Source organism: uncultured Thiodictyon sp. (genome assembly GCA_903837595.1).
Taxonomy (GTDB): Bacteria; Pseudomonadota; Gammaproteobacteria; order Chromatiales; family Chromatiaceae; genus Thiodictyon.
The window spans coordinates 33,478-58,882 of record CAILVI010000346.1; the positions used below are offsets into that span (position 1 = coordinate 33,478).

15 protein-coding genes are annotated in these 25,405 nt (G+C 64.9%); 9 read left to right on the forward strand and 6 right to left on the reverse strand.

The window, feature by feature from the left end; translation table 11 throughout:
• Positions 1–39: 39 nt before the first annotated feature.
• The 4 genes from QZY44_RS19670 to QZY44_RS19685 all read left to right on the forward strand — a co-directional run bounded on the left by QZY44_RS19670 (position 40) and on the right by QZY44_RS19685 (position 4,896).
• Positions 40–1,707 (forward strand): pyridoxal-dependent decarboxylase, encoded by a 1,668-nt coding sequence (locus QZY44_RS19670; protein WP_295450432.1) that lies wholly within the window; start codon positions 40–42, stop codon positions 1,705–1,707.
• A 252-nt stretch (positions 1,708–1,959) separates the two neighbouring features.
• A complete protein-coding gene (gene fabI, locus QZY44_RS19675; protein ID WP_295450435.1) occupies positions 1,960–2,742 on the forward strand; it encodes an enoyl-ACP reductase FabI in 783 nt (260 codons plus the stop codon).
• A 5-nt stretch (positions 2,743–2,747) separates the two neighbouring features.
• The gene (locus QZY44_RS19680; protein WP_295450486.1) at positions 2,748–2,885 is read left to right on the forward strand and encodes a Txe/YoeB family addiction module toxin; all 138 of its coding nucleotides are present in this window, start codon (positions 2,748–2,750) and stop codon (positions 2,883–2,885) included.
• Between the two features lie 223 nt (positions 2,886–3,108).
• Entirely contained in the window at positions 3,109–4,896 is a 1,788-nt protein-coding gene (locus tag QZY44_RS19685; RefSeq protein WP_295450437.1) for a transglutaminase family protein, read from the forward strand.
• A gap of 75 nt (positions 4,897–4,971) precedes the next feature.
• On the opposite strand, the gene QZY44_RS19690 is transcribed toward QZY44_RS19685, so the two are convergent.
• The gene (locus tag QZY44_RS19690; protein WP_295450440.1) at positions 4,972–5,784 is read right to left on the reverse strand and encodes a PilZ domain-containing protein; all 813 of its coding nucleotides are present in this window, start codon (positions 5,782–5,784) and stop codon (positions 4,972–4,974) included.
• 795 nt (positions 5,785–6,579) lie between these two features.
• Here QZY44_RS19690 and QZY44_RS19695 point away from each other — a divergent pair.
• Positions 6,580–7,068, forward strand: a complete 489-nt coding sequence (locus tag QZY44_RS19695) for a hypothetical protein (protein ID WP_295450449.1) — start codon at positions 6,580–6,582, stop codon at positions 7,066–7,068.
• Positions 7,069–7,414: 346 nt separating this feature from the next.
• Positions 7,415–8,425, forward strand: coding sequence for a hypothetical protein (locus QZY44_RS19700; protein ID WP_295450452.1), 1,011 nt, complete (start codon positions 7,415–7,417; stop codon positions 8,423–8,425).
• A gap of 70 nt (positions 8,426–8,495) precedes the next feature.
• Here QZY44_RS19700 and QZY44_RS19705 read toward each other — a convergent pair whose 3' ends face one another.
• The gene (locus QZY44_RS19705; RefSeq protein WP_295450462.1) at positions 8,496–9,683 is read right to left on the reverse strand and encodes a serine hydrolase; all 1,188 of its coding nucleotides are present in this window, start codon (positions 9,681–9,683) and stop codon (positions 8,496–8,498) included.
• A 666-nt stretch (positions 9,684–10,349) separates the two neighbouring features.
• Between QZY44_RS19705 and QZY44_RS19710 the strand changes: the two genes are divergently transcribed.
• On the forward strand, positions 10,350–11,177 hold the full coding sequence (locus tag QZY44_RS19710; RefSeq protein WP_295450465.1) for a cyclase family protein: 828 nt from the start codon (positions 10,350–10,352) through the stop codon (positions 11,175–11,177).
• A gap of 41 nt (positions 11,178–11,218) precedes the next feature.
• Here the strand turns inward: QZY44_RS19710 and QZY44_RS19715 are convergent, their stop codons facing one another.
• From QZY44_RS19715 to QZY44_RS19725, 3 genes are all read right to left on the reverse strand, one after another.
• Complete coding sequence (locus tag QZY44_RS19715; RefSeq protein WP_295450468.1) at positions 11,219–12,085, reverse strand: DUF4351 domain-containing protein; 867 nt, start codon at positions 12,083–12,085, stop codon at positions 11,219–11,221.
• 83 nt (positions 12,086–12,168) lie between these two features.
• A complete protein-coding gene (locus QZY44_RS19720) occupies positions 12,169–12,939 on the reverse strand; it encodes a hypothetical protein (protein ID WP_295450471.1) in 771 nt (256 codons plus the stop codon).
• Positions 12,917–14,026 (reverse strand): ATP-binding protein, encoded by a 1,110-nt coding sequence (locus tag QZY44_RS19725; RefSeq protein WP_295450474.1) that lies wholly within the window; start codon positions 14,024–14,026, stop codon positions 12,917–12,919. Before QZY44_RS19725 ends, QZY44_RS19720 begins: the two co-directional genes overlap by 23 nt.
• A gap of 370 nt (positions 14,027–14,396) precedes the next feature.
• Here QZY44_RS19725 and QZY44_RS19730 point away from each other — a divergent pair, with 370 nt between their 5' ends.
• Positions 14,397–14,693: a hypothetical protein gene (locus tag QZY44_RS19730; RefSeq protein WP_295450477.1), complete on the forward strand. Its 297-nt coding sequence runs from the start codon at positions 14,397–14,399 to the stop codon at positions 14,691–14,693.
• A 19-nt stretch (positions 14,694–14,712) separates the two neighbouring features.
• On the opposite strand, the gene QZY44_RS19735 is transcribed toward QZY44_RS19730, so the two are convergent.
• Positions 14,713–20,421, reverse strand: a complete 5,709-nt coding sequence (locus QZY44_RS19735; RefSeq protein ID WP_295450480.1) for a hypothetical protein — start codon at positions 20,419–20,421, stop codon at positions 14,713–14,715.
• A gap of 314 nt (positions 20,422–20,735) precedes the next feature.
• Between QZY44_RS19735 and QZY44_RS19740 the strand changes: the two genes are divergently transcribed.
• Entirely contained in the window at positions 20,736–25,268 is a 4,533-nt protein-coding gene (locus tag QZY44_RS19740; protein ID WP_295450483.1) for a tetratricopeptide repeat protein, read from the forward strand.
• Positions 25,269–25,405 lie beyond the last annotated feature (137 nt).

Genomic DNA, 25,405 nt, shown 5'->3' on the forward strand with positions numbered 1-25,405 from the left:
GCTCTTTTTATTCCGCGCGAGTAACAAAGGTTGAAGCCCATGACCACCGCACCGCCACCATACAGTGCCCTGCTGGAGATCCTGAAGACTTATTTCCCGAGCCCCGTGTCCGATCCGATCATGGACGGATATTTTGTCCACACGGTGTCCGGCTTCCTCGACCGGATCGACGCGCTCAAATCCGCCGCCCCCATGCTTGGGCGCACGCGCGAGGCCGATTATGGCGCACACCACGACCTGGTCATGCCGGAGGCGATGACCTCAGTGGAGGCCATCACCGCCCTCTTGGCCGACTATTGCCGCGGGATGACGGTGTGGGCCCACCCTAATGCCCAAGCCAATGTGATCCCACCCCCGACTATTCCCAGCATCACCGCCTATATCGCCGCCGCGCTCTACAACCCTAACCTGATCTGGGACGAGTATTCCGCGGGCTTCGCCGAGGCCGAGATCGAGGCAGTGGCGATGCTCGCGAGCCTCTTGGGCTATAATCCTGCGCAGGCCGGCGGGGTTTTCACCTTCGGCGGCACCGGCACCATTCTCTACGGGCTCAAGGTCGCGCTGGAGCGGCTGACCGGCGGCCGGGCCATGACTGAGGGTGTCCGACGCGACTATAAGGTGCTGGCGTCGGACTCATCGCATTATGCGCGGCTCAATGTCACCGGCTGGCTCGGGCTGGGCAGCAACAACCTGGTCACGGTCCCCACCACGCCCCACAATGAGATCTCGCTGCCCCATCTGGAAGCGACCTTGCGCGACCTCTTTGACCGCGGCGAGACGGTCATGGCCATCGTGCTGACCATGGGCACCACCGACGCCTTCGGCATTGATGATCTGGCTGCCATCGCCGCCCTGCGCGACCGCTTGGTGGCCGAATACCGGCTGCCGTTCGCTCCCCATCTGCACGCCGACGCGGTGATCGGCTGGCCCTGGCTGGTCTTCCGGGACTATGACTTCATACTCAACCCACTGGGCTTTCAGACCCGAACGCTGCGCTCGCTCAAGGACTCGCTGGAGCGGATTGCGCCGTTGCACCTGGCCGACAGCGTCGGTATCGATTTCCACAAGACCGGCTATACGCCCTATGTCTCGAGTCTGTTCCTCACCAGGCACCGGGCCGATTTCGGCCTGCTCAGCCGCGATCAGGCACAGATGCCCTACCTCTATCAATTCGGCCACTACCGTCCCGGCCTGTTCACCCTGGAATGCTCCCGCTCCGGCGCCGGGGCTCTCGCGGCGCTCGCCAACCTGAAACTGTTGGGTAAAGAAGGCTACCGGGTGATTCTGGGGCATACCGTGGAGATGTCAGAGATCCTGCGGGAGCGCCTGGAAACGCTCGACTGTGCGGTCGTACTGAACGACTACAACCTGGGGCCGGTGACCCTCTTCCGGGTCTACCCCGAAGGCGTCGACGCGGCCGCGGCCTATGAGCGCGAGACCAACGACCCGACCTATCGCACCGAACTGCAGCGCCATACCGCGTACAATCGCCGCGTCTTCGATTGGACCCATGCCCAGGCTATGAAGGGCGAGGGCGTGTTGCTGTCCTGGACCGACGCCTATCGCCACACCGCCGACGCCGAGGCCCCGATAGCCGCGCTGAAGTCATTCGTGATGAGCCCCTGGACCGACCGCCAGGCCATGGACACCGTGGTGCGCCAGGTCCTGGAGGCCCGCCGCCGGATCGCGGCGGATGACCAAGTCTAGTGTTACGAATATAGAATTCCCGGTACCACTCCAGCCGTTGAGCAAGCGCCAGGAAAGCGGACAGGATTAACAGGATTTCTCAAGATTAACAGGATTTTTAGCTGTGACGCGCGGTAACGACGTATCCTGTAAATCCTGCGAAATCCTGTTAATCCTGTCTATTTCTTCGGTTCACGCTGGTTCTCAAATGGTAGCGGGATTTACGCTGCTCTGTACTAGTCACCTTAAACCAACCGCTTCAGGAGCTGCATCATGGCCATTGAATCCCCCCGCCCACTGCTCACGGGCAAGAAGGCCCTGGTCGTCGGCATCGCCAACGAACACTCCATCGCCTACGGCTGCGCCAAGGCGTTTCATATGATGGGGGCGGAAGTCGCAGTCACCTATCTGAACGAGAAGGCCAAGCCCTATGTCGAGCCGCTGGCGCAGGAACTGGCCGCGCCAATCTTGCTGCCGCTCGATGTCAGTCAACCCGGCCAACTCGAGGAGCTGTTCACCACCATCACCGCACAGTGGGGCCGGCTTGACTGCCTGGTCCACGCCATCGCCTTCGCCCCCAAGGCCGATTTGCAGGGCGGCCTGCTCAATTGTTCTGCCGCCGGCTTCGCCCAGGCGATGGATATCTCCTGCCACTCGTTTATCCGCATGGCCCGCCTGGCGGCACCGCTGATGACCGAGGGTGGCGCCATGTTCGCCATGACCTTCAACGGCGCCAATGCGGTCGTGCCGAATTACAACGTCATGGGACCGATCAAGGCGGCCCTGGAATCCACCTGTCGCTACCTGGCCTTCGAGTTGGGACGCCAGGGTATCCGCGTCCACGCCATCTCACCGGGGCCGGTCAAGACGCGGGCGGCCTCAGGACTCAAGGACTTCGATACGCTGCTCGCTCAGACGGCACAGCGCGCACCGCTCGGGACCCTGGTGGACATCATGGACGTCGGCTACACCTGCGCCTTCCTGGCCAGTCCCGAGGCCCGCCATTTGACCGGCAGCACGATGTATGTGGACGGTGGACTCAAGATCATGGGCTAAAGGTCATTGGCCAGCCCGAGCCCCTACGCGGCAATCTAACTGGCTACTGGTCGCGGCGCATGAACGACACCTATCGCCTCGTCTACCGTGCAACCGACACCGAATTGATCATCATCGCCTGCCGTTGCCATTACGACGGCTGATGGCGCTGCGCAAACGGCGCTGGCGACACCGCTCGCTCGACGTCAGGTTGACGTCCTGGCGAGCGGCATACTATTCTGAGATCAGGTGGCTAGCAAAGAGGGCTCGCGACGCACCAGTCGCGCCGAGGACTGCGAATTGCACGAACGCCCGGTACGCGGTACTCCGCCACTGGCACCGGGAATGACTGACGACTTGGGCTATGCATCAGGAGTTCGGCACGCAATGAAACAATCAACACAGTGGCTGAGGCTCGTCCCGGGGCTGATAGCATTGATCCTGAGCACGGCGCTGTGGGCGGAGACGTTTTCACTCCCCCCGGAGGGCAAGCCGCTCATCACCATCACCGCCCCGGATGGATGGACCAGCGAGCTGGACGAAGGATTGCTGACTAGCGAAGACGCCGACAACGAGGCCTTGGCCTTCTCCATGGTATGGGAAGCCGGCTCCGATGAGAAGGCCATTCGAGATGTGAAAGAGATCATTGCCAGGGGAACGACTGGGGTTCGCTATTCCAACCCGCGGCAGATCGAGACAAACGGCTTGGCGGCCGTGGAATTACGCGCCAAGGGAAAGATCAAGGACGACGGCACCGCGCTGGATATCCGGGCCATCGTCTTCCCACTGCCTCACGCACGACACGGCCTGCTGATTGTCCTGGTAAACACGGATGCGAGCAAGGGGGTCGCGGATGCTGTCGCGGGCATCTTCCGCTCCCTCAAGCCGATGGTCGGACTGGCGGAGTCTGGTCCAGCCCCGGACGGCGGCGAGGCGTGGGTAGGGAGCAGGTCGAACACTGCGGGCGGAAAGATGGCCGCCGGTGAGTTCTCCATCGAACGGATCACGGCACTCGTCAATTCGGCCAGCCAGGGCGAGACAGGGGGTGCGAACAATGACGGACGAGCGCCGGGGGACATCGCCCCGGAACGCGATGATAGGAAGACCGAAACCGGGAAGGGGGAGGCAGCACCAGGACCCGAGTCTGCGTGGAAGGTGGTGACCGAGACGAATGATGTCATCTACTCCTCATTCTTGATTGCCACTGCCACCCTGCGCCTCGACCGCAAGCCGGACCCCCAAGTGCTCGGCGATTCCCTGGGCATGGTTGGCGTTGAGGTCAAGGCGCCCCGGGACAACTGCCCCATCGTGGTGGAGATATCGAGCCCGGATTACATTCAGCCCTCGCGTTTCGTGGGCGCCTTACCCAGGGGTGGGGAAACCTATAGCGTGTGGCCCGTCCTGAAATACGACTACGGCAAGTTGCTGGCACTGCACCAGACCGTTCCGGAGACCTTGACGGTTAAGCTGCTCCTGGATGACAAACCGGCCGGTGAGGAGTCACTGCGGACCCAGCTGCGGCCAATCAACGAGGTCTTGTTCGGCTTTGAAGATGAGGACGGGGTCACCGATATGTCCTGGACATTCGCGGCCTTCGTCAATGAAAACCACCCCTTCATCGACGAGATCCTGCGTGAGGCACTGGATCTGAAGATCGTGACGAGCTTTGCCGGATACCAGAAAAATGTAAGGGGTGTCCGCAATGAAGTGAAGGCCATCTGGCAGGCTTTGCAGAAGCGCGGTCTCCGGTATAGCAATATCGCCACTACGTCCAGTGGTGAGGAGCATATCCATACCCAGCACGTGCGCCTCATGGGGGATGCACTTAAGAGCAAACAGGCCAATTGTGTGGACGGCAGCGTATTGCTGGCATCTATTCTGCGCAAGATCGGCCTCAAGGTCTATCTGGTGGCGCTGCCTGGTCACATGCTGCTGGCAGCGGACCTGGATGAGGGCGGTGATGAGACGATCGGAATCGAGACCACCATGCTGGATGACAGCACCTTCGATGAGGCCGTCCGGGAGGGTGACAGGGAAATTGCGGAGGCGGGCGACAAGTTTGAAGACGCGGACAATCTGCAATATCAGATGATCGACATTGAGGCGGCCCGCAAGATGGGCGTGATGCCGATCAGCGACGTGGCCAGCGAGCGTTCTGATCGGCCGACGCGGTAATTGCGGTCGAGCATCACGGCAAATCAACTCGAATAGGCATAAACGGGGCCCGTGTGTCAGTCTATGCCCTGGGTCTCACCTGGGTGATCGACCAGGTTGAGCCACCGTGTTCTTAACGGTACGTGATGATCCAACAACCGGTGACGCACGACGTCGTAACGCGCCACTTGATTTCGGCAAGCGACCCAATAGCGAATCGATCAAGGACGTGATGGCGTCCCTGGGATGCTCAAACTTCAGTGTCACGCAGTGCAGGTCGGACCCGTCAAAATATTTGCCCGGTGCTTTGTTGATATCAATAACGCGCGCCCGCAACCGTAGCTCAGGCAGATGACCAGGACCCTCAACCGAAAGACTAATACTCTGATCTATTTCATACCCACTGACCGCGTGCAAATTGAATCGTCCGGCGGCAATCTGCTCCAAAATCTGGCGAAAATCCTCGAGATTACCGACGGTGACTGCGAGCTCGTGGAACAGGTCAGTGGAATCCTTGTGATCCGTTGCGTGCGCTTTCCCGCCGAGTATTTGCAGCAGCTTTTCCAATCGCAAATGACTTTCAGGCATGAGACTGGAAAAGCGCACAACAATAAGATATTGATCATTTGGCAGTAGCGCGGTACGCAGCACAACGGCGCTAATAGAAATGCACTGACCTCGTACCCATGGCAAATTGACCAATACCGAATCGCTTCCTGGCGGCAGCGGTTGCGCGGCAGTGAAAACCGCCCCCCCCCAAGAGATCTCCTGATTCAGGGCGGACATTGATTGATCCGTGCCCGGCAAGACCAGTGTCGCTGCCACCTGTACCCTTAGCCGTTGTTGACGACGGCGCTCCCTGGTGTCAGAAATTTCCAGTGACGTATTCGCGTCGTCAACTTTGGCCATCGCGCTGCCTCGGCATAGCAATTAATTCATTCGTTATGGCTATCCGTGGAATTTGCAGCCGTTCCGCGCCGAAGTTCGCGCTGGCCAAGCTGCTCGTAAAACGCATCCAGATTTTGTTTCTTGTCGCGCTCATGTCCGCCCGCGACGACCACCGCCTTTCGAAAACAGCGGCAACGCAGGATCGAACAAGGTGACGCGTCAGGGGGCGCGGGTGTTCGTCGCATCCCCGGCGCCCACCTTGTGTGTGTTCGTCGCCGCGCAGAATACTCTGCTTGGGCATTGTCGCAAGAAAATCAGTGTAAAGTTTTTGTTAACTTTTCACATTTTGTTCTCCAACGCGCGACTTTTGCTCGGGCGAGCGCGACAAGACGCCGATGTGCTGACACCTTAGGTGAAATTCCGGGGGACCGCGTGGAACTCGCTGTGGTCCGGCTGCGATAGCGGAAAATCATCAAGAATCAATGAGCGATTGGGTTTCCCCGCGCCCCGCGCGCCGGACCGCAGTGTGCGTCACGGCAGCACTGGCGGTGGTGGCGGTGGTGGCGGCTGGATGCGCGGGTTGCCTGGGCTCCAGACCCGGCGCCAGTAACCGATCGAATGGCTAACGGCCATGGCGCCGACACCGCCCCGAAAGATGAACGTTGCGGGTGCCTTGGCCATTCTCTCCGCACCCTACCCTAGAGAGAGGGAGAATTGGAGCGCGCTCCCGGCGCGACTATAATGGTAGAGACTCAATCTATCCTCTCTTGGCCGAAACGACGATCATGGCCACGAAACCTCAGAAGGCAACCGCGTATGGACTATCGGACCGTCTTTGACATTGCTGACGCCGGATACAAGAGCGGGTGGTTCGTGTCGTTCGGGTTGATCTTTGTTGCTGCCGGCACCTGGCTGGTGGCGACTCGCAAGCGACTGCCCGGCGGGTGGGGCAAGCACCCCACGGCGAGCAATCTATTTGCCTTCTTCTTTCTGGGGTTCGCGGTCCTGTGGACGCTCGGTGCATTTTTCTCGACTTACGGCGCATACTCATCGCTATCGCAGGCACGGCGCCTCCACCAGGTAAGCATTGTCGAAGGCCTTGTCACCAACTTCAAACCAATGCCACTGACCGGTCACGCCATGGAGCGCTTCTGCGTATCAGACGTTTGCTTTGAATACTCTGACTACGTGGTCGTTGCCGGGTTCAACACGACCACCTCTCACGGTGGCCCCATTGGGGAAGGCTTGCCTGTGCGCATTTCTTATGTCGGTAACGCAATCGTCAAGCTGGGGGTTGCCAAATAGGGTGCGAAACAAACCGCAGCGCGGCCGGCTGGTACGGTGGGCAAGCCTTCCGAACCCTACACGCGATGGCTACGCGTGAGGAAGATACCATGCTACCGATGAAGCCCTGGCGCTGGGAACCCACACAGCATGGCAATGGACCCGATTGGCTTTCCTTCAGGTCCGGAACTGTAGCGTCGGCCAGGGGGACCATCCAGGACGTGAAAAACCAAGGGCGGTATAGTAGCATCGAGCTTTCAGGGTCGATAGATGGTTGCACCGAAGTCCCGCGGCGACCTCTGTCGCCTCATCATATGATAGCGCCGCGCAGGCCCGGGCGCATTTGCAGACTCTGGAGCCCTAAACCATGAAGCTCTTCCAATCCATCTTCGGCGGTCGCGAGGAGACCCATGGCCGCTATCCCGAGTCGCTCATTGAGGCGGCCATCGAGCGCGCGGTGGATACCACAGACTCACGCATCCGGCTCCTGCCGGGCTACCGTAAACACCTGCGTGGACCAGTGATCCACGCCATTGATCATGTCATCTCGCTGGTTGACAGGATCCCCGCCCCGGTGTCGGCCGACAAACATGAGTTCACATCCGCTCCAGCGCTCGCCGCACTGTACGCCTCCGCCGCTGATATGCTGGACCAGTTCAGTCGGGATCGCTCACTGACCGATTATTTGGCGAGCCCGGAAGGCCGCGACGCCGGGCGAATCACGGCATTGGTGCTGGCAGAACGCGGCCAGCGGACCGTCTTTGGCATTGACCTGACGGGCGATATCATCCGCCGCGAGGTGCCGCAGGTAGCGGTCTGCTTTACCGATCATAACCTGGTGGACCCCAGGGCCAGCGAAGAAGAGGCGCGCCGTCACCTGAAACGCCGCGCCTTCGACCATCTGCTATTTCTGGCGCTGACCCGGATCGGCGAGGTGCGCATCGAGCGCGCCGATCTCGCGCGCCAGCGTGACCTGCTGCGCGGCAAATTGGCGGCGTTCAAGCGCGGGGGCTTGACTTTTAATCCGAGCGAGGGTGAGCACCCTGATCCGGCGACGCTGGAAAGTGAATTGGACTCGATCACGGATCAGTTGGCGAGCTTAGGGAGGGATGACCAGGTCTTGCAGACCCATCTGGAGATCGTCGCCGAGTCCTTGGGACAGGCCGAGCATCTGCTCTGGTCCGAGCCACTCACCCTCTTCATTGACCCGATGAACATTGAGCGCACCCCCCACGACCCCGCTGCCCGCCGGATCGACTTTGAGGAATTGCACAATGCCCGCGAGCAACGGCTCGTCATGCAGCTGGTGTCATTCTCACCCAGCGAACTGCCGGCCCGTGAGGACCTGGTGGCCGCAGCCGAGCGCTATCTGTATTGAGAGGAGCGGGGCGTCGCGCCCCCGTGATCATTACTCGGACCACCCGGCTCCCATTCACGACCGCGTTACCTTACCGCGTGATCGCCCGCCAACCGCCGCGCGGCGGCAGGCATTCCTGGCACAACAGCAGTCGCCGCAGGCTCTCGGCCAGAATCAACTCAATCATATCCGAACCCGAGTTCTCTTCATTGGTCAGAATCACCAACGCCAGGTCCCTGCCGGGGTAATAGCGCATCTCAGACTGAAATCCGGCTGATTTCCCGCTATGGCCCCAGCTGGTCCCGTAGGTGCTCGATTGCTTCACCTCAAGCCCGAGCCCATACTCTTTCCCCGTAAAGCCGATGGTTTTCATCTGCGTGAGTGAATCGGCGTTTAGTATCGTCTTGTCTTTAAACAGTGCCCGTAGAAATCTTGCAATCCCCGGTGCGTCAGAGATCAGACCGCCGTCGCCAAGCCCCAACGCATCGTTTTGCTCGGTAATATCTTTGCGTGGCGTCTGGCCGGTATCATACCCACGCACCAGCAGCCCGCCGAATCCGCCGGAACGCGTCTCCGCCATCTCCATAAAGATATTAGCCATCTTCAGCGGGTCGAAAATGATCCGCCGCATTTGGGCGGCGAGCGTGCTACTTGTTACTTGCCGTACAATCATTTCCAGCAACAGAGAATTGGTATTAGTATACTTGAACTCCAGCCCCGGCCTGAATGTCCCCGGCTGACCATACACATATTTCGTGATGATCTCGTTCGCCGTCCAGGCATCGCGCGGCTGCCTGGCGGCGACGGCCGCCAGATAGGCGCTGTTATCGTAATATTCGAATATCCCGCTGGTCATGTTCAGGAGGTTGCGGACAGTAGCGGTTTCACCATTGCCGCTCGATCCTGACGCGGCAGGAAGATAGATTGAAATCTTATCGTCCAGTTTCAGTTTATTTTCTTCAGCAAGCTTGAGGACGACGGTCGCCAAAAAGGTCTTGGTCATACTGGCGATACGCAGCATATCGCCCGACTGCATGTTGGTCCCCGGATCAAGATCGGTCGCACCAAGCACGGCCTTCCCGCTGGCGACGCTGAATTCTGCGGTGGGGGTAAGGACCGCAAGTACGGCGCCGGGCGTTTTCGTCTTGGAATTCGCCACCAATGAGTCCAGCATCTGCTGGAAGGCGCTCTGCTCAGGGACCGCCGCCGCCGCACTGGGCAGTAGCAGACAACAGCCTGTAAACAGCAGAAAAACGCGCAAGAAGGAGCGACTCATCATTGGCTTGTCCTCGTGAGCTTTGGTTTGAGGAGGTTGGTTCCCAGGGCCGGCGGACGAACCGGCACCGGCCTTGTCCGCTATCGCACATCGGATCCCATTCGTGGCCGTGTTACCTTAACCGCACGTTCGCCCGCCAACCGCCGCGCGACGGCAGGCACTCGTAGCAGGACCGCGGCGTAGAATCACATACATCGCCGACCTGGACGCGGCCACCGAGTCCCCGGCCTGCGGTGCGGTGCGGGCAGAGCACAGCGCCGCACTAGCGGCGGTCAGCGGGCGGGGCACTTAGGCTGAACCTGGCATGCTGAATCCCCCGGTTCGTCGATACGGACGGCGCCGAAATCATTGCGAAAAATACGGTTTGATCGCCTGGACGGCCAACGCTGGTGAGCAGGGAGACACCCAAAGGCCAAACTGCACGCGCAACGACTGATCGCCCAACACTGTTACGCCTGATATTTAAACCGGCTCCAAGAGCGTCATTTGGAGCGGGCTCACTGTCTCATTGTTATAGCCTGCTGCAAACGCCTTATCAACGAACCATTTCAGTCGGACTTGCGACATCAGTGCTTGACGATGCGCGTCCAGGGTCGGATAATCCGACAGATATCATTGGATTTCATGCATTTCTCCAGCACCCCGAACGGTGCCGAAGCGGAGCTGCCCATGCCGCGTACATTCGTCGACCTGTCGATCTACCTGGAGAATGACGTACCCGCCGATCCGCCGCCGTTCGGCCCGCGGATCGACTATGTCAACCACGCGCAGAGTGTCGAGCAGATCACGTCGTTCTTTCCCGGACTGCAGGAGAGCGACCTGCCCGACGGTGAGGGCTGGGCGATCGAATGGATACGGCTCTGCACGCACGCCGGTACCCATCTCGACGCCCCGTACCATTATCACTCGACGATGAACAAGGCGCTGGGCGGCCAGGAGCCCGCCATCACCATCGACGAGGTACCGCTGGAGTGGTGCTTCCAGCCAGGGGTGAAGCTCGACTTTCGCCATTACGAGGATGGCTATGTGGTCACGGCGGCCGATGTCGAGGCTGAACTCGCGCGCATCGGCCATCGGCTCGCGCCCCTGGAGATCGTGTTGGTCAATACCAGCGCCGGGACGCGCTATGGCCAGGCCGACTACGTCGCGTCCGGCTGCGGCATGGGCTATGAGGCGACCATGTACCTGCTGGAGCGCGGCGTGCGCCTGACCGGTACCGACGCCTGGAGCTGGGACGCGCCCTTCGTCTACACCGCGAAGAAATACGCCGCCACCCACGACGCCTCGCTGATCTGGGAAGGCCACAAGGCCGGGCGCGACATCGGCTATTGTCACCTGGAGAAGCTGCACAACCTCGAGTGCCTGCCGCCCGACGGTTTCTACGTCTCCTGCTTCCCGCACAAGATCCGCGGCGCATCGGCCGGTTGGACGCGCGCGGTGGCAATCTTCGACGCTGGCTTGCTGCCGACGGGCGCCGTATCAGCAGGCCCGACGTGACGCACGACCGCGCTGCACGCGGCTGGCTCAGCGCGACAGGGTCAGTGCAGGATCTCCTCAATACTGTCGGCGGTCAGGATGCGCTCGGACCAGGTCAGGAGGGTGTCCGGGTCGGCCGTCTCAACGCGCTTACAGGTGGTCTCGGGGACCTCTCCGAATTTGCTGCGTAACTGACGCAGCAGCATGGTGGCTTCGCCTAACTGCTTACCCTCTTCCCGAAATCGTTCGGCAAAATTCGTCATCGTTGCGACCTCTGATGGGTACTCTTGACTGTAGCGTTGCCGTTCATTTTCATCCAACGCAGCATAGATGTCGATAAAATCCATGTACTTGAGTTGACGCTCCGGATCAGTCTCCAGAGTCGTCAGGCCACGCACCGCGTCGGCGTAGACGGCGACCCGCTCGTCTGGCGCATAGCGCATGTTGGGTAGGTTGAGCCGCGCGACCAGATTGTCGCTGTCGCGGTAGGCATGGTAGGGCAACTCCGCCAGCTCGCACGCGATGTAGCTGAAACTGAGATAGGTGTGACGATCCCCCCCAAGGGTCAGTGAACGCCGGTCGGGCGACCCGCGCAGGAAGACCACGATCGGCACCACCCGGTCGGTCTGGCACAGCTCGGCCAGGTCCGCGCAGTAGCGCACCAAGCGGTAGATCGAGAACCGACGCGGGTCACTCTCCTCCTCGACGACGAACAGCAGGGCCTCGCGCCGCCCGTCCGGCCATTCCACCAGGAGCGGGGTGTCCAGTTCGCGAAAGCGCTCGCCCAGGCGTTCCTGCAACTGCTCCTGACGCAGCGGCGTGATCCGCACCGACTCCGGCAGGTCGTCGGCCTCCGCCGCGGCGAAGAAGGCCAGGGCCTGACGCGGATAGTCGAGGATCAGGTTCTTGAAGTTCTGGTCGTGGCTCATGAGGGGATGCTACTCCATCCGCCCTGCCGCGACCCAGCGGCGTATCAGCTCCACGGTATAACGCCAACGCTCCCCATGCAGGATTAGTCCATCCATGCATCGCAGGGCCGGGGAGGAGCGGGGTCCAGCAGTGGAAGGATCCGAGCACGTACTTCGGCAAGAAAATCGGCTAATCCTGTGGCCCGCCCGCGCTCTATCAACACCCGCAGTGGAGTGGACGCCAGGCAGATCTCTTCTCGCATAGGGTCGGGGCCGATGAGTTCCGATAATACCAACTTGATGTCGCGCGCTGCCTGTTTGCCGCCGCGTCTGCGATCACCGCGCAGGCGTTCATGTTGACGGGTCGGATCGAATCCCAGGCGAGCTTGAACGCTCGCCAGACAGTCACTTTCGGCGTCAGTCTGGACGCAGAAGCCGTGCAGTATCCACGCTTCTCCCTCCGGATCGGAAGCGGCGATGATCACCTGGAACGGAAGTCCCGTGGCCATCACGTCTCTCGCCTTTTCCAAGCCTTGCCTCCGACTGGGGTCATTGTCCAAATCGCGAACCAGCACGACGACATCAATGGGGGCGTCCTTGGCAACGAGCACGGCGAGTGTAAGAGCTCGCCCAGCTTCCATGTAATTTAATCCCTCGCTCTTGCCATGCACCTTGACGTGAGGAAAGCCTGGATGTCGCTGTAGCTCGATCCATTTCGTGAAAGGCGTCGTTTCATCGAGACCGGTCCAGTCACGCAGACCTTCAATCGAGTCGGCATTGATCCAGTCCGGGCCACATTCGATCAATACGCGATCCGCGAGCGACTTGGCCGTGACAAAACCGACGCGGTCCTCAGCGATCAGTACCAGCCGCATCGGTCTCCTCCCGAGTCAGGACCCAATCCTCACCGACCGAGCTCAAAAACTCTCCACTCTTGAGGACATCACGAAAGCGCTCGGCGTCCGAATGCTCAGCGAGACAGGCAGCTGCCGCGGTACCGTCGAGCCGGGTCGACATCAACCAAACCTCCTCTTGGTCGAGTTCGTCGATCAAATAAGGGGAGTGACTGGTCGCGACGATCTGCACCTCGCGCTTCTTAATCAGGCCGCGCAGGAGCGAAATGAGTTGGGCCTGGGCGCGCGGGTGTAGAGACTGGTCGATGTCGTCGATCAGGAGCAGACGCGGACAGTCGGGTCCCACCAGCACGGTGAGAAGCCCCAAGAAAATCAGTGTACCCTCGCTGATCGCCTGGGGCGGCAAGGTGTCCCCCGAGCGCATGTCGAGGATCAACTCATCGGCGAGCACCTTGGTCGACTCGCGCCCTGGCCGCGAGATCGCGGTTTCGACACGACGGACCCTGATCCGCTTAACCGCCGGTAACACCGAGCGTACAGCACCCTCAAGCTCCTCGAAGCGGTCGCGCTCGAAGGTCATCAAATGGGCAAGGGTCGAGGCCAAACCATAGCCGTCGGAGTCGATAGTGGCGGATACGGAGTCCAAGTAGCTTGGCTCTGCAAGGTTCTTTGCGCTGAACCTGAGATAAACGGCGGAACCAAGCTGCTCACGAATGGTTTGGGTAAGCAAACTGTTGCTCGGCACCTTGGCTTTTTGGATTACCGGTCCGGCGGGAGCAAAACTGATCTCGCCAAAGCTATCCGAGCGTGCGGCGGCGTGAAACGTCAAACCCAGGACCCAGCCATTACTCAGATTCGGATCTATATCGTCACGAACCAATTGGATGAACGCCTGGGTCTTACCCCGCCGTATCAATACCTCCGGACGATACGCGGGGGACGGATCGAATTGCGTACTGGGCTTCAGAATTTGCGAAACGAGGTGAATCCCCTGGAGCACACCAGATTTACCGGCCCCATTAGGTCCGACCAAGAGCGTCAGCCCCCGCAGATCGATCCGCGTATCGGCGTGATTCTTGAAATCGACCAGTCTTATCGAATCCAACATTCAGATGTACCCATGTGGCTTGTGAGCCGCCCACGACGGGGCGGCAGTCATCCAGGCTGGCCCGACCCCCGCCAACCGTGACGCAACAGGCTAGCGAGGGAAGCCGGAACACAGCTGATCGGCAATGTGTAGTGGCAGTCGTGTGTAGTGGCAGTCGGTGGCACCGCGAGGGCGAGTCAGCTTGACGTGGCGACAAACTGGTACCATCCAGCTAAACTGCCGCCAGCAAAGGTGAGGGGGCATTCGCGGCAATCGGTCGCGGCCTGGGGGCCGCTCCTACTGGGCGCAACGGCCCCAGGCAGCGACGAATGTCACCCGCCCGGCGGCCGCAATCATGAACCTTCGGTTATCCAACTCACTGAGGTGCCACTTGAACCCCAAGACCCTGACCCGCGCGACCACCGCCACCCTGCTGCTGGCCATCGGACTCACCGCCGCCGCCGAGCAGGTGCTCATCAACGACAACGACGGAATCAACGTGGATGTGCGCGGGGTCATCGACCAGGCCCCGCAGGGCGGCGGCCCGGCCATCGGGGCGGACGTCCAGGACATGAGTGACGGGACCACCAACGAGGGCGGGCCAGTGGAGGGCTATGCCGACCTGCGCGACGCGGCGCTACGCGACGAAAAGAACCTGGGACCGAACGCCCCAGGCTATATCCCCTGAACCCAAGCCCGGCAATGGGTCATTCCCAATCCGCCAGATCGGCCTGCGCGATCCGAATCCGCCGCAGGATCGACTCGCGCTTGAGGTTGAACGCCACCATCCCGGCGGTGATGACCACGCCGAGGCCGATCAGGATCAGCGCCCGACTCAGGCCCTGCCCGGGATAGAAGCGGACCAGTTGCCCGCCGACGTTCAGCACCAGGAAGGCCACTCCGGCATAGAGAAAGACCCGGATGCGCAGCGCGATGCCGAGGATCACCCCCACCAGCGCCAAGGCCAGTGCAAGCACGAACACGCCCAACTCCGGCCGCAGGAAGAGGTCCACCCCGGCCCCGGCGTAGAGCGCGCTCAGGGCCGCCAGGCGCGCGCCGCCGAGCACTTGCGGGCGCAATTCGCGCCGATGCAAATGCAGCAGGACCAGCACCGACACCGCCGCCGGGACAATGTAGAACTGCCACAGCCCGTAGTGCGCCGCCCACAGCGGCGCCCACAGATAGACCGCGCCGTTCAGGGCCAGCACCCCGAGATACAGCGGCCAGGGATTGCGCAGGGTCGCGGCCTGTGACAGATAGAGCACGGCCACCGCCAACAGCGCCCCGCCGGCCCAGGGCGACGCCAGTTGCCAGGGCACGGTCACCAGCGCCACCGCGGGCAGCAGCAGGGCCAGGCGGGACACCGGCCAGGAGCCGGTGAGCTGATACAGCAGCAGGGTCGCGCCGGCCACCGCCAGCAGCGCGGCCGTGTCCCAGGGGGTGAACGGCGCCAGCCCCAGCACCACCAGCCGCCCGTAGCCGGCCAGCAGCCCCAGCAGCAGCGCTGCCGCATAGACCCAGGCGTGCTCGTCCGGCTGCCGCCAGGCACGCACCGCCAACAGTCCCGCCAGCAGCAACAGCGCAGTCCCTGCGGCCAGCGTGTCCGCGAGACGCCCGAACCGCCAGGGCAGCGGCCCCCAGCCGGCCTGGTACGCCAACACGAACCAGCCGTGCAGACCCAGCCACAGCAGGCTCAAGGCCAGCAATCCGGCGACCAGTTGGCTCACCGCCTGCTCGGCCTCACTGATCCGCCTGAACCGGTCCGCGTCCTGGTCCGGGTCCACCCGCTCCAGCAAAGACGCCAATGGCCTTTGAACCGCGATGAACGCCAACAACAACAGCACGGTCTGCAAGGCGTACCAGGGCAGCACCCCGACCATCGGCGGCATCCCCACCAGCCAGGCCGCGTAACCACCCGCCAATGCCGACGTGAGCCCCGCCTTCAGCCAGAATCCACTGCCCTGCCACCAGCCGCGCGCCAGCGTCACCAGGGCCAGCAGCCACAGGGTCAGGGTGCAGACCACCCAGTCGGCGGGGGCCAGCGGCACCAGCAAACCCAAACTCACCACCGGCAGGACGGTCAGCCAGGGAGCCAGTGCGGCACGCGGCCCCTCCTTGCCCGGCCCATAACGCCACGCCAACAGCAGGACGCCGTTCCACAGGGCCGCGACCAGCGGCAGCCAGAGGAGCGGGACCCGCAGATCGAGCAGGATCGCCACGACCGTGGCCGTGAGCGCCATCAACAGCACCTGTGCGGTCAGTGGCCCCGGGCGCAACCGCCAGGCATGGCTGGCCGTGGCCGCCAGCAACAGCGCCAGTCCGCTCAACCACCCGACCGGACGACCGAAGTCGACTACCGCTGCCCGCAGCAAGTCGCCGGCCTCCACCAAGAGCAGGGCGGCGAGCAATAGCACCAGTATGGCGAAGGGTATCCAGAACAGCGGCGCCGCCAGTCCGTCCTGCCGCCAGGACAGTCGCGCGGCGAGCCGCCGGCCATAACGCCGCCAGAATGGAACCAAGAACAACAGCAGGTTGAGCCACGGAAGCACGACCGCAAACCCGCTTGCATGCTCCGGCAGCCAGCGACCAGCGCCCCAGGCCCATGCCCCAGCGGCCAACAGGCCGCTCCCCGCCAGCGACGCGACCGCCAGCCACGCCATACCGGGCCAGGCGGTATTGGCGAGCAGCAGGAACAGATAGGGCGTAAGCCCCGCAAGCGCGGTGGCACTCGACCAGGCCCCAGCCAGCGCCCCGACCGTCACCCCACCCAGCACGCCGGCCAGCCCCAGGAGCGGCCAACTCGTCGGCGCTGCCGCCCAGCCCGGCCAGCGGGCATTCCAGCGGGGGAGCACCAGATTGCCGACGCCCCACAGCACATAGCCCCAGGCGACCGCAATCCAGGCCGCGGCGCGCAGCTCAAAGCCAGACTGGACCGCCAGACTCCAGACCAGGGCGCTCGTGAGCAGCGCCAGTCCCAGGCCGCGCCAGTGCGCCGCATCCGGCAGCGGTCGGGCCACCGGGAACAGCGCAACGCACAACAACCCCAGCAGGACCGGCAGGCGTGGCGCGTCGGCCAGTGCCCCCAGCACCGCCCCGCCGAGCGCCAACAGGTACAGGAGCCCGCTGGTGCGCTGCAACGGCCTTCGCCAATACCCCAGCGGCCGGGCCCGTTCGGCCTCCAGCCCCACCGCGGCTACCGCCAGGCCCAAACTCAGGCACCCATTGAGCACGGGCTGCCCCACGACGAGCAGGGCCGGCGGGGCCAACCAGGCCCCGGTCAGCCAGGCGCCGACCGTCAGCGCGGCCAGCGCCGCCCAGGCGTGGATCTCGGTGCGGTACTGCCACCCGGCCAGCAGGAACAGCAGCAGACTCAACGCCAGCGTCGGCAGCCATTCGGGCGTCGGCAGTCCCGCCAGGACCAGCGTCGGAACGGCCGCCACTGCTATCGCGGCAACCAGCATCGCGCCGGCGTGCAGGCTGTCCTCCACCTGCCGACGACCGCCGGCACGACCCGGCACGGTGAAATGCAGCGCCCCGGCCAGCCGCCCAGTCGACGGCCGCTCCAGCAGGTCGACACTCAAGCGCCAGACCAGCAGCGCATAGAGCACCGCCGCCGCGCCGAGCCAGGGCAGGTTCAACGTGAGTTGGTCCAGTCCGACGAGCAGACCGACCAGCCCCAACAGCATCGGCAAGGCCACCCAGCGGAACAGGTGGAAATGGCTGACGACCAGGACGCCTGAGCCAACGGCCAGGGCGGTGATCCAGGGCCACCCCGGCGAGAGCGCGTCGGCGAGCACCGGCAGACCCAGATGCAGCAGCCCGAGTGCCCACAGCAGGACCATGGCCTGTTCCAGCGGGGCACGGACCAGCTCGGCCAGACTGGTTTCATGCGGACCTGAGGGATCGAAATACGCAGCGGCTGATGACCAGAGCCCGGCACCGGGCGGCTCATGGTGGTCCGTCACGGCGTCCGACCCCGGGTCAAGCGCCGCGCTGATACGCGCGCGCCAGGCCAGCCGCCACAGGAAGGCCCACAGGGCCAGCACCAGGATGAAGTCCACCAGGCCGGTGCCGGGGCCGGGGGCATACCGCTGCTTGACCAAGACGCCTATCCCGCCCGCGCAGGCCAGCACACCGTAAAACAGCGCCTGCCGACGCAGGCCCAGGCAGAGCCATAGCAACAGCGCCCCCGCCGGCACCAGCAGCAGGATGGGTTCCAGCCGCCCGAGCCATCCCGGCCACAGTGCCAGGCCACCCAACCCCAAGGCCAGCGGCACGTTGAACAAGGCGGCCGCGATGAACAGCCGCCGGCTGGCCGCCGGCTGACCGCGATGGTGCAGACCCAGCGTGGTCCACAGCGCCGCCAGCGCCAGCAGGCCGAACGCGGCACTCAGTTCCCAACCCCACCGCCAGGCGTCGGGCATGAACGCCACCGCCACCGTGGCCAGCACCACCACGCCGACATCGGCGCGCGCCCAGCGGGGATCGACGTCCGGCAACCTCAGCGCCAGGCGCACCGCCACGTAGGCCAACAGCGCCGCCGTCGCGGCCGTCGCCACCCCTGAGAGCGCCCCCGGCGAGGTCCAGACCAGACTCCACAGCGTCACAGCGCAGAGCAGCAGGGCGAAGGTCACCAGGCACTGTATAGCGAGATTGCGCGATCGGGCGGCCGCCCAGCGGGCCAACCCCAGCAGGGCCAGCAATGCGGGCAGACTGGTAAGCCCATGCCAGGCCGGCGGCAGTGGCTTCAGAATGACGAACCCGTAAAGCCCGGCCACACAGCCGAACAGCAGATAGAGCGGCGGCAGGGTGCGATACTGCCAGGTCATCCAAGCATAGAGCGCCGCGCCCATGGCCAGCGTCAGGATCGCGGCCGGCGTGCTCTGAAGCGCCACGGCCAGCGCCACCACCGACAGACCATAGAGCGCAAAGGTGAACCGGGACAGGAACGCATACTTGCTGACCCACTCCTTGAACGCGGCATCCACCGGCAGCAGCAGGCCGCACAGGGCCATCAGGAAGGGCCCTGCATAGCCCCCCGGCAGGGGCTGCGGCCAGACCCAGGTCAGGTGGACGAAGGACACGAGCGCGGTGTAGACCAGCAGCCCGGCGGCGTAATAGGTGGTGCGCCACTGGTCCACGAACAGCCGCCGCAACCATTCACCCGCAAAGCGCCACAAGCCGTAACCGAGCAACACCAGCAGCAGGGTGTGCAGCGCCGCCAGCGCCGGCCAGCCGGTCGCGAACACCGCCAGCGGCACGGCCAATTGCACCGCCGCCAGCCCAGTCAGCAACCAGGGATAGCGCCCCTGCAACGCCCGGTCCATCAGCGCGCTAGCCAGGGCGGCGGCCAAGCCGAACGCACCTAGGGTCGCCACCGCCACCGGCACGCTGACGATCATCAGCAAGCCATCACCCAGACTGGCAGCCACCAGGCGAACCGCGACCGCCACCACCAGTGGCCCGAGCAACATCCCCAGTGTCAGCAACACGCTGCTGGGCACGACCAACTCCGCACGCTGGCGACGGAACTGGAACCCGGCCCAGAGCAGAAAGGCGGTGGCCCCGAACAAGCTACCGAACACCACCAAGGCGTTGACGAAGCCGCTGGTGTTGGCGATCAGGAACAGCGCGCCGGCCACGAAGCAGAAACCGCCGATGAACCAGCCGATGTTCTGCACCAGGAAGGGCGCGATCAGCGCGGGCCAACCGGACAGCACCTGCAGCGCCTGCTCCAACCGGCTTGGCGCGGCCGGCCGCCAGACCGAGGCGGGCACCGGGTCGGGTTTGCGTACATCCCCCACCTCGGCGGTGTCCTTCCGGCGCACCAGCCCGGGCGATGAAAGTCCCGGTGGGAGCGGCTTTAGCCGCGACGAGGCCACGGCAGCGGTTGGGGTCAGGTCGCGGCTGAAGCCGCTCCCACCGGGCCCCGGCGTGACTGTCACGGGAACCGCTTCATCTTCGATGGTGGTGGGCGCCTGCCAGGGCGGGGCTCCGATCGGCATCTCGGCCCAGTGCGCCAGCAGGCCCCAGGCCAGGGCGCGCCGATGCTCCCAGACGCCATTATCCGGTTGGGCGCCTCCCTCACGCAGATGCCACGCCCACAGCAAGTCCAACGCGTCCGTCAATGACCGGCAGCGCGCGGCGGGGAGCGCGCCCAGCTCGACCTGCCGCAGCAATTCGAGCCGCAACAACAGCAAATTCTCTAGGTCGACGCGGGCAAAACGGCGCTCCCCACCCACGCTCGACCGCGCAGACTCGGCTGTCATGGTCGGTGGCGGCTTCACGCCGCGCAGGGCTGCCAGTTGCTGGTGCAACTGCTTGTTCCGGCTTCGGTAAACCATGAACGCAACGAATAGAATGACTGGTGAGACCAGCCACAGCACCGCCAGCGTGATCCAGAATGATGTGTTCATATCCCCTTCAACTACGCAGGGTTGACGTCGCCGGCGCCGGGCGTCCAGCCCGCCGCGCTTCGGCCAGTCACGGCTCATCACCGGCGCATCCTGGACCTACTTTAGCGCAATCAGCGGTCACCCGGTGTCCAGTCGCTTCGCGAGCGTCGGCCAGATCCCCGCGCAACTCGTCCGCTCGACCGACGTAGGGCATTGAGAATATGCGTGGTCTTTGTGTCTTTGAGCGAGGTCTGCCCTTTTTGGGGTATTCGGCATACACTCCCCCCGTCGACCAACCGACGAGCCACCAGCAAGGACCCCGGAGCCTACGCGCCATGTCCAAGGTCTTTCTCTCGCACAGTTCGCACGACGACGCGACCGTGCGCGCACTCCAGCAGGCACTGGCCGATTTGGGCGAGGCGCTGTGGATCGACTCGCGCGAGCTGCGCGGCGGCGACCCGCTGGGGTCGGCGATCCGCGCGGCCATCGAATCGGCCGCCGGGTTCGCGGTACTGGTGAGCCCCCACGCCCTGCAATCCAAAAGGGTGCTGGCCGAGCTGCGCCATGCCATCCAAGTGCAACGCAGCCGCCAGGGCGCGGCAACCCGCTACCCCGTGGTCTCACTCGCCCTCGACGGCACCCCGCTCGGCGAGTGGGAGGCCGAGTTCGGCGACGAGCCCATCTATGTCGGCATCGACAACCGCCCCAACGGCATCGAATCGGCCCTGAACGCCATGCTGGTCGCGCTGCACTGGCGCGCACCGACCGACCGTCTCCCCATGCCCCGACCCCAGACCGGCCCGCTCGAGGAGCTGGTCCTGGAACTGACCGGGCTCGGCGTGCAGGAGGTCCAGCCGGGCGTCCCCCGCCCCAGCGCGACCGCCCGGCTGATCTACCGCCCAGCCGACCCGACGCGCCCGCCGATCCCCAGCGCCGACACCTGGCCACTCATCGCCCCCCTGGGCCCTATCGAGACCGAAGATCTGCGCTGGTATCTGGAGAAATACGCCGTCTGGCCCAGCACCTATTTCGCCGACCGGGCGCGGCGGGTCGAGGCGGGCCTGATCGACTGGGGCCGGGATCTGCATCGTGCCGCCCTGCCCCCCGAGCACGCTACCGATGTCCTGAAGGCCTGGTCCGCCACCGCCCCCCATGCCGGCCGACGCTTCTCGGTGCATTTGGAGGAGCGCGGGCGTCCCGCCCGCGAGGACACCGGGGCGGGACGCCCCGGCTCCGAATCCGCCAGCGCCCTGCTGGCGCTCCCCTGGGAACTGCTGCACGACGGCACCGGCTTCCTGTTCCAGGGCACCCGCCCCACCCGGGTACGCCGCCGCCTGCCAAACCCGCAAGACAAAGACCCGCAGGACACCGACCCGGCACGGGGCCAGCCGCTCGCCGCCGCCCCCATCCGCCTCTTGCTGGTCGTCGCCCGCCCGCAGGACGAGGCCTGCGGCTATATCGACCACCGCGCCAGCGCCCTGCCACTGGTCGAGACGATGGAAGCCTTGGGTGGCCTGGTCGACCTGCGCCTCTTGGAGCCGCCCACCCTGCCGGCCCTGAGCGCGGAGCTCAAACGCGCCTACGATGCCGGCACCCCCTATCATTGCGTCCATTTCGACGGCCACGGCCTCTACGACCGCCAAGTGGGTCTGGGCGCGCTCTGCTTCGAGGACCCGCGCGACCGCGACCGCCCGGACGGGCGCCGCCATCTGCTGGTGCATACCGACACCTTGGGCCCGCTGCTGCGCGACCACCGCATCCCGCTGGTCTTTCTGGATGCCTGCCAGAGCGCGCAGGCCCAGGACGCCTCCGAGTCGGTCGCCTCGGGCCTCCTCAAGGTCGGGGTCGGCTCGGTGGTCGCCATGAACCACTCGGTGCTGGTCGAGACCGCCAGGCGCTTCGTGCTGAGGTTCTACCAGGGGCTGGCCGAAGGCAAGCGGGTCGGTGATGCCATGCTGGACGGCCAACGCGGGCTCAAGGACGACGACTTCCGCGGCCAGGTCTTCGGCACCGGCGAGCTGCGCCTCGCCGACTGGTTCGTCCCGGTCCTCTACCAGGGCCAGGCCGACCCGCCGCTCTTCGCCCCCGCGGCCCTGGCGCGACTCGTCCCCCAGGTGCGCGAGGACCTGCGGACCATCCTGAAAGCCCGACTCGGGGCGCTGCCCGACCCGCCCGAGACCGGCTTCGTCGGGCGCAGCCGGGATCTCTTGGCCCTGGAGCGGATGCTCCGCCCGCGTGCCGCCGGCGCCCCCAAACCCGAGCGCTGGGCCCTGATCCGCGGCCAGGGCGGGGAGGGCAAGACCGCGCTGGCCTGCGAGCTGGCGCGCTGGCTGGTGCGCTCCGGCCAGGTCCGCCGCGCCGCCTTCGTCTCAGTCGAGAACCATACGCATGCCGCCGCCGTGCTCGACGCCCTCGGCCACCAACTGGTCGGCAAGTCCTATTCGGTCGCCGCCCTGGGAGCGCCGCACCCCAGTGCGGCGACCGCCGGCGACCCGTTACAAGACCTCGAACAAGCCATCCTCCCCATCGAACGCGCGCTGGCCGAGCACCCGACCCTGCTGGTGATCGACAACCTGGAAAGCATCCTACCCCCGCCCTATCTCGCGCAGGAGTCCCCGCAGGCCCTGCGCGAGGACGCCCGGGACGCCCTCACCGCCATCCTCGCCCTCTGCGACCGCCTGCTCGGCAACGGCCAAACCCGGCTCCTATTCACCAGCCGCGAGACCCTGCCCGCGCCCTTCGCGGCCGAGCGGCGCTGCCGGGAGCTGGAGCGGCTCGCACCGGAGGACGCGGTGCGCCTCATCGAGCGGGCACTGGAGGGCAGCCGCGACCACGGCCCGGGCGCCGCGGACGACGCGGACGACGCGACCCGCGAGTCGATCGACGCCCTGGTCGAGGCGGTCCACGGACATGCCCGCACCCTCGCCCTGCTGGCACCGTCGCTGCGCGCCCTCGGGGTCGAGCGCACCCGCGCGCGCCTCGCCGACCTGATGGCCGAGATGGACCGCCGCTATCCCCTCAGTCTTGGGCCCGGCAGCCGCGAGCGCTCGGTCTTCGCGAGCGTCGAACTGTCGCTGGAGCGCCTCGCCCCGGCCAATCGGGAGCGGGCGGCGGTGCTCGGGGTCTTTCATGGCGGGGTCGATCTGGACATGCTGCGGCACCTGACCGGCTGGGAGCAGGCCGACTGCGCCGCGCTCGCCGAGGACCTGATCCGCACCGGGCTCGCCACCGCCGACCCCTACAACCACCTGACCCTGAACCCGGCGCTCTGCCCTAGTCTCCGCGGACGCCTGGGGCCGGCCGAGCTTGATACCCTCACCGAGCGCTGGGTGGAGTCGATGGGGCAGTATGTCGCGTTTCTGGTCCAGCAGTACGACCGGCAGACCGAGATCACCGCGACCCTGACGGGGCTGGAGATCCCCAACCTGCTCGCGCTGCTCGATCGGGTGCAGGGCGCCGAGGAGGCGGAGGCGACTATCGGGCTCTCCACGTCACTGTATCAACTGCTGCAACGGCTCGGCCGGCCGCGGCTACTCGCGCGAATCGGGCAGGCGCGCGATGCCGCGGCGCAGGCGCTGGCACGCGCGCCGGGCGACGCCTGGACCCATGCCCGGTTCGAGGCCGAGCGGACTCGTATCGAGCAGCAATGGGCCGGCGGACGGCTGCGCGAGGCCCTCGCCGGGGCCGAGGCCCTGCTGCGGCGCGCCCGGACGGCGGGCGAGTCGGCCTATCCGGGTGCCGATTACCACTTGGGCGTCGCCTGCTTCCTGCTGGCCCGGATACACAAGACCGCCGGCGGGTCCGAGCGGGCGCTGCCGCTGCTGGACGAGGCGCGGCAGTGGTTCGAGACCATCGTGCGGGACAGGTCGGACCGCGGGGCCGAGGGGATGGCGTCCACCTGCATCACCGAACGGGGCAGCTGCCTTTTGTACCTGGGCCGGCTCGACGAGTCGGCGGCGGCCTTTGATGCGGCCATCGCGCTCGACGAGCGAAGCGGTGCCGAGCGCGATGTCGCGGTCGGCAAGGGCCAGCTCGGCACGGTCCGGTTGCAGCAGCGCCGTTACCCAGAGGCTCTGGCAGCCTACGCCGAGGCTCGCGAGCGCTTCACCCGGTTGGACGAGCCGGGCAGCGTGGCAGTGATCTGGCATCAGACCGGCATGGCCTATCAGGAGTCGGGCAACCCAGAGCCGGCCGAGGATGCCTACCGGCGATCGCTGACGATCAAGGTACGACTCGGCGATACCGCCGGGCAGGCGAGTACGCTCGGACAACTGGGCAATCTGTACAACGATGTCCTGAACCGCCCCGAGGACGCGGCGGCCTTCTACCGGCAGTCCGCGGACCTGCGTGTCCGGATCGGCGATACGGCGAAGGAGGGCCTCGTCAGGAGCAATCTCGCCAACACCCTGCGCCGGCTGCGGCGCCTCGACGAGGCGCGCCGGGAGATCCAGCGGGCGATCGAGTGCTATGCCCAATTCGGCCATGCCGTCGAGCCCTGGACGGCCTGGGCCATCCTCGCCGCCATCGAGACCGACGCCGGCAACCCCGATCCCGCCGCCGCGGCCAGATCCAAGGCAGTCGGCGCCTATCTCGACTACCGCCGCGCCGGCGGCGAGAACCACTTGCCCCAAGGCCGCATCGCGCTCGCCGTCACCGAGCAACTGCGCTCCGACGACCCGGCCCAGGCCCGCGCACTGCTCGCCGAGCTGGCCCGGGACCCGAACCTGCCGGAGTGGCTGCGCCCCTTCCTCCAGCCGCTCGACGGCCTCTGCACCGGCCGCCGCGACCCCGGGCTCGCCCAGACCCCGGGGCTCGACTACACCATGTCCGCCGAGCTCCTGCTCCTGATCGAGACCCTGCCACCGTAGGTTGGGGTTAGGAACGGACACTGGTGGCGAATTCTCCGGCCCCCTCAGGCAGCCTGCTGCAACCTGGCAAAGCGCGAGCGTCTGGTCGGCGCCACGGGCGTTCCGTCCAGCCATTCGCAGACCCGTACCAGATCGAG

Excerpts from the sequence above, each read along its gene's own strand:
- QZY44_RS19735 (WP_295450480.1), bottom strand. The coding sequence starts at position 20,421 with ATGAACACATCATTCTGGATCACGCTGGCGGTGCTGTGGCTGGTCTCA.
- QZY44_RS19740 (WP_295450483.1), top strand. The coding sequence starts at position 20,736 with ATGTCCAAGGTCTTTCTCTCGCACAGTTCGCACGACGACGCGACCGTG.
- QZY44_RS19705 (WP_295450462.1), bottom strand. The coding sequence starts at position 9,683 with ATGATGAGTCGCTCCTTCTTGCGCGTTTTTCTGCTGTTTACAGGCTGT.
- QZY44_RS19695 (WP_295450449.1), top strand. The coding sequence starts at position 6,580 with ATGGACTATCGGACCGTCTTTGACATTGCTGACGCCGGATACAAGAGC.
- QZY44_RS19710 (WP_295450465.1), top strand. The coding sequence starts at position 10,350 with ATGCCGCGTACATTCGTCGACCTGTCGATCTACCTGGAGAATGACGTA.
- QZY44_RS19690 (WP_295450440.1), bottom strand. The coding sequence starts at position 5,784 with ATGGCCAAAGTTGACGACGCGAATACGTCACTGGAAATTTCTGACACC.
- QZY44_RS19685 (WP_295450437.1), top strand. The coding sequence starts at position 3,109 with ATGAAACAATCAACACAGTGGCTGAGGCTCGTCCCGGGGCTGATAGCA.
- QZY44_RS19725 (WP_295450474.1), bottom strand. The coding sequence starts at position 14,026 with ATGTTGGATTCGATAAGACTGGTCGATTTCAAGAATCACGCCGATACG.
- QZY44_RS19715 (WP_295450468.1), bottom strand. The coding sequence starts at position 12,085 with ATGAGCCACGACCAGAACTTCAAGAACCTGATCCTCGACTATCCGCGT.
- QZY44_RS19670 (WP_295450432.1), top strand. The coding sequence starts at position 40 with ATGACCACCGCACCGCCACCATACAGTGCCCTGCTGGAGATCCTGAAG.
- QZY44_RS19700 (WP_295450452.1), top strand. The coding sequence starts at position 7,415 with ATGAAGCTCTTCCAATCCATCTTCGGCGGTCGCGAGGAGACCCATGGC.
- QZY44_RS19720 (WP_295450471.1), bottom strand. The coding sequence starts at position 12,939 with ATGCGGCTGGTACTGATCGCTGAGGACCGCGTCGGTTTTGTCACGGCC.
- fabI (WP_295450435.1), top strand. The coding sequence starts at position 1,960 with ATGGCCATTGAATCCCCCCGCCCACTGCTCACGGGCAAGAAGGCCCTG.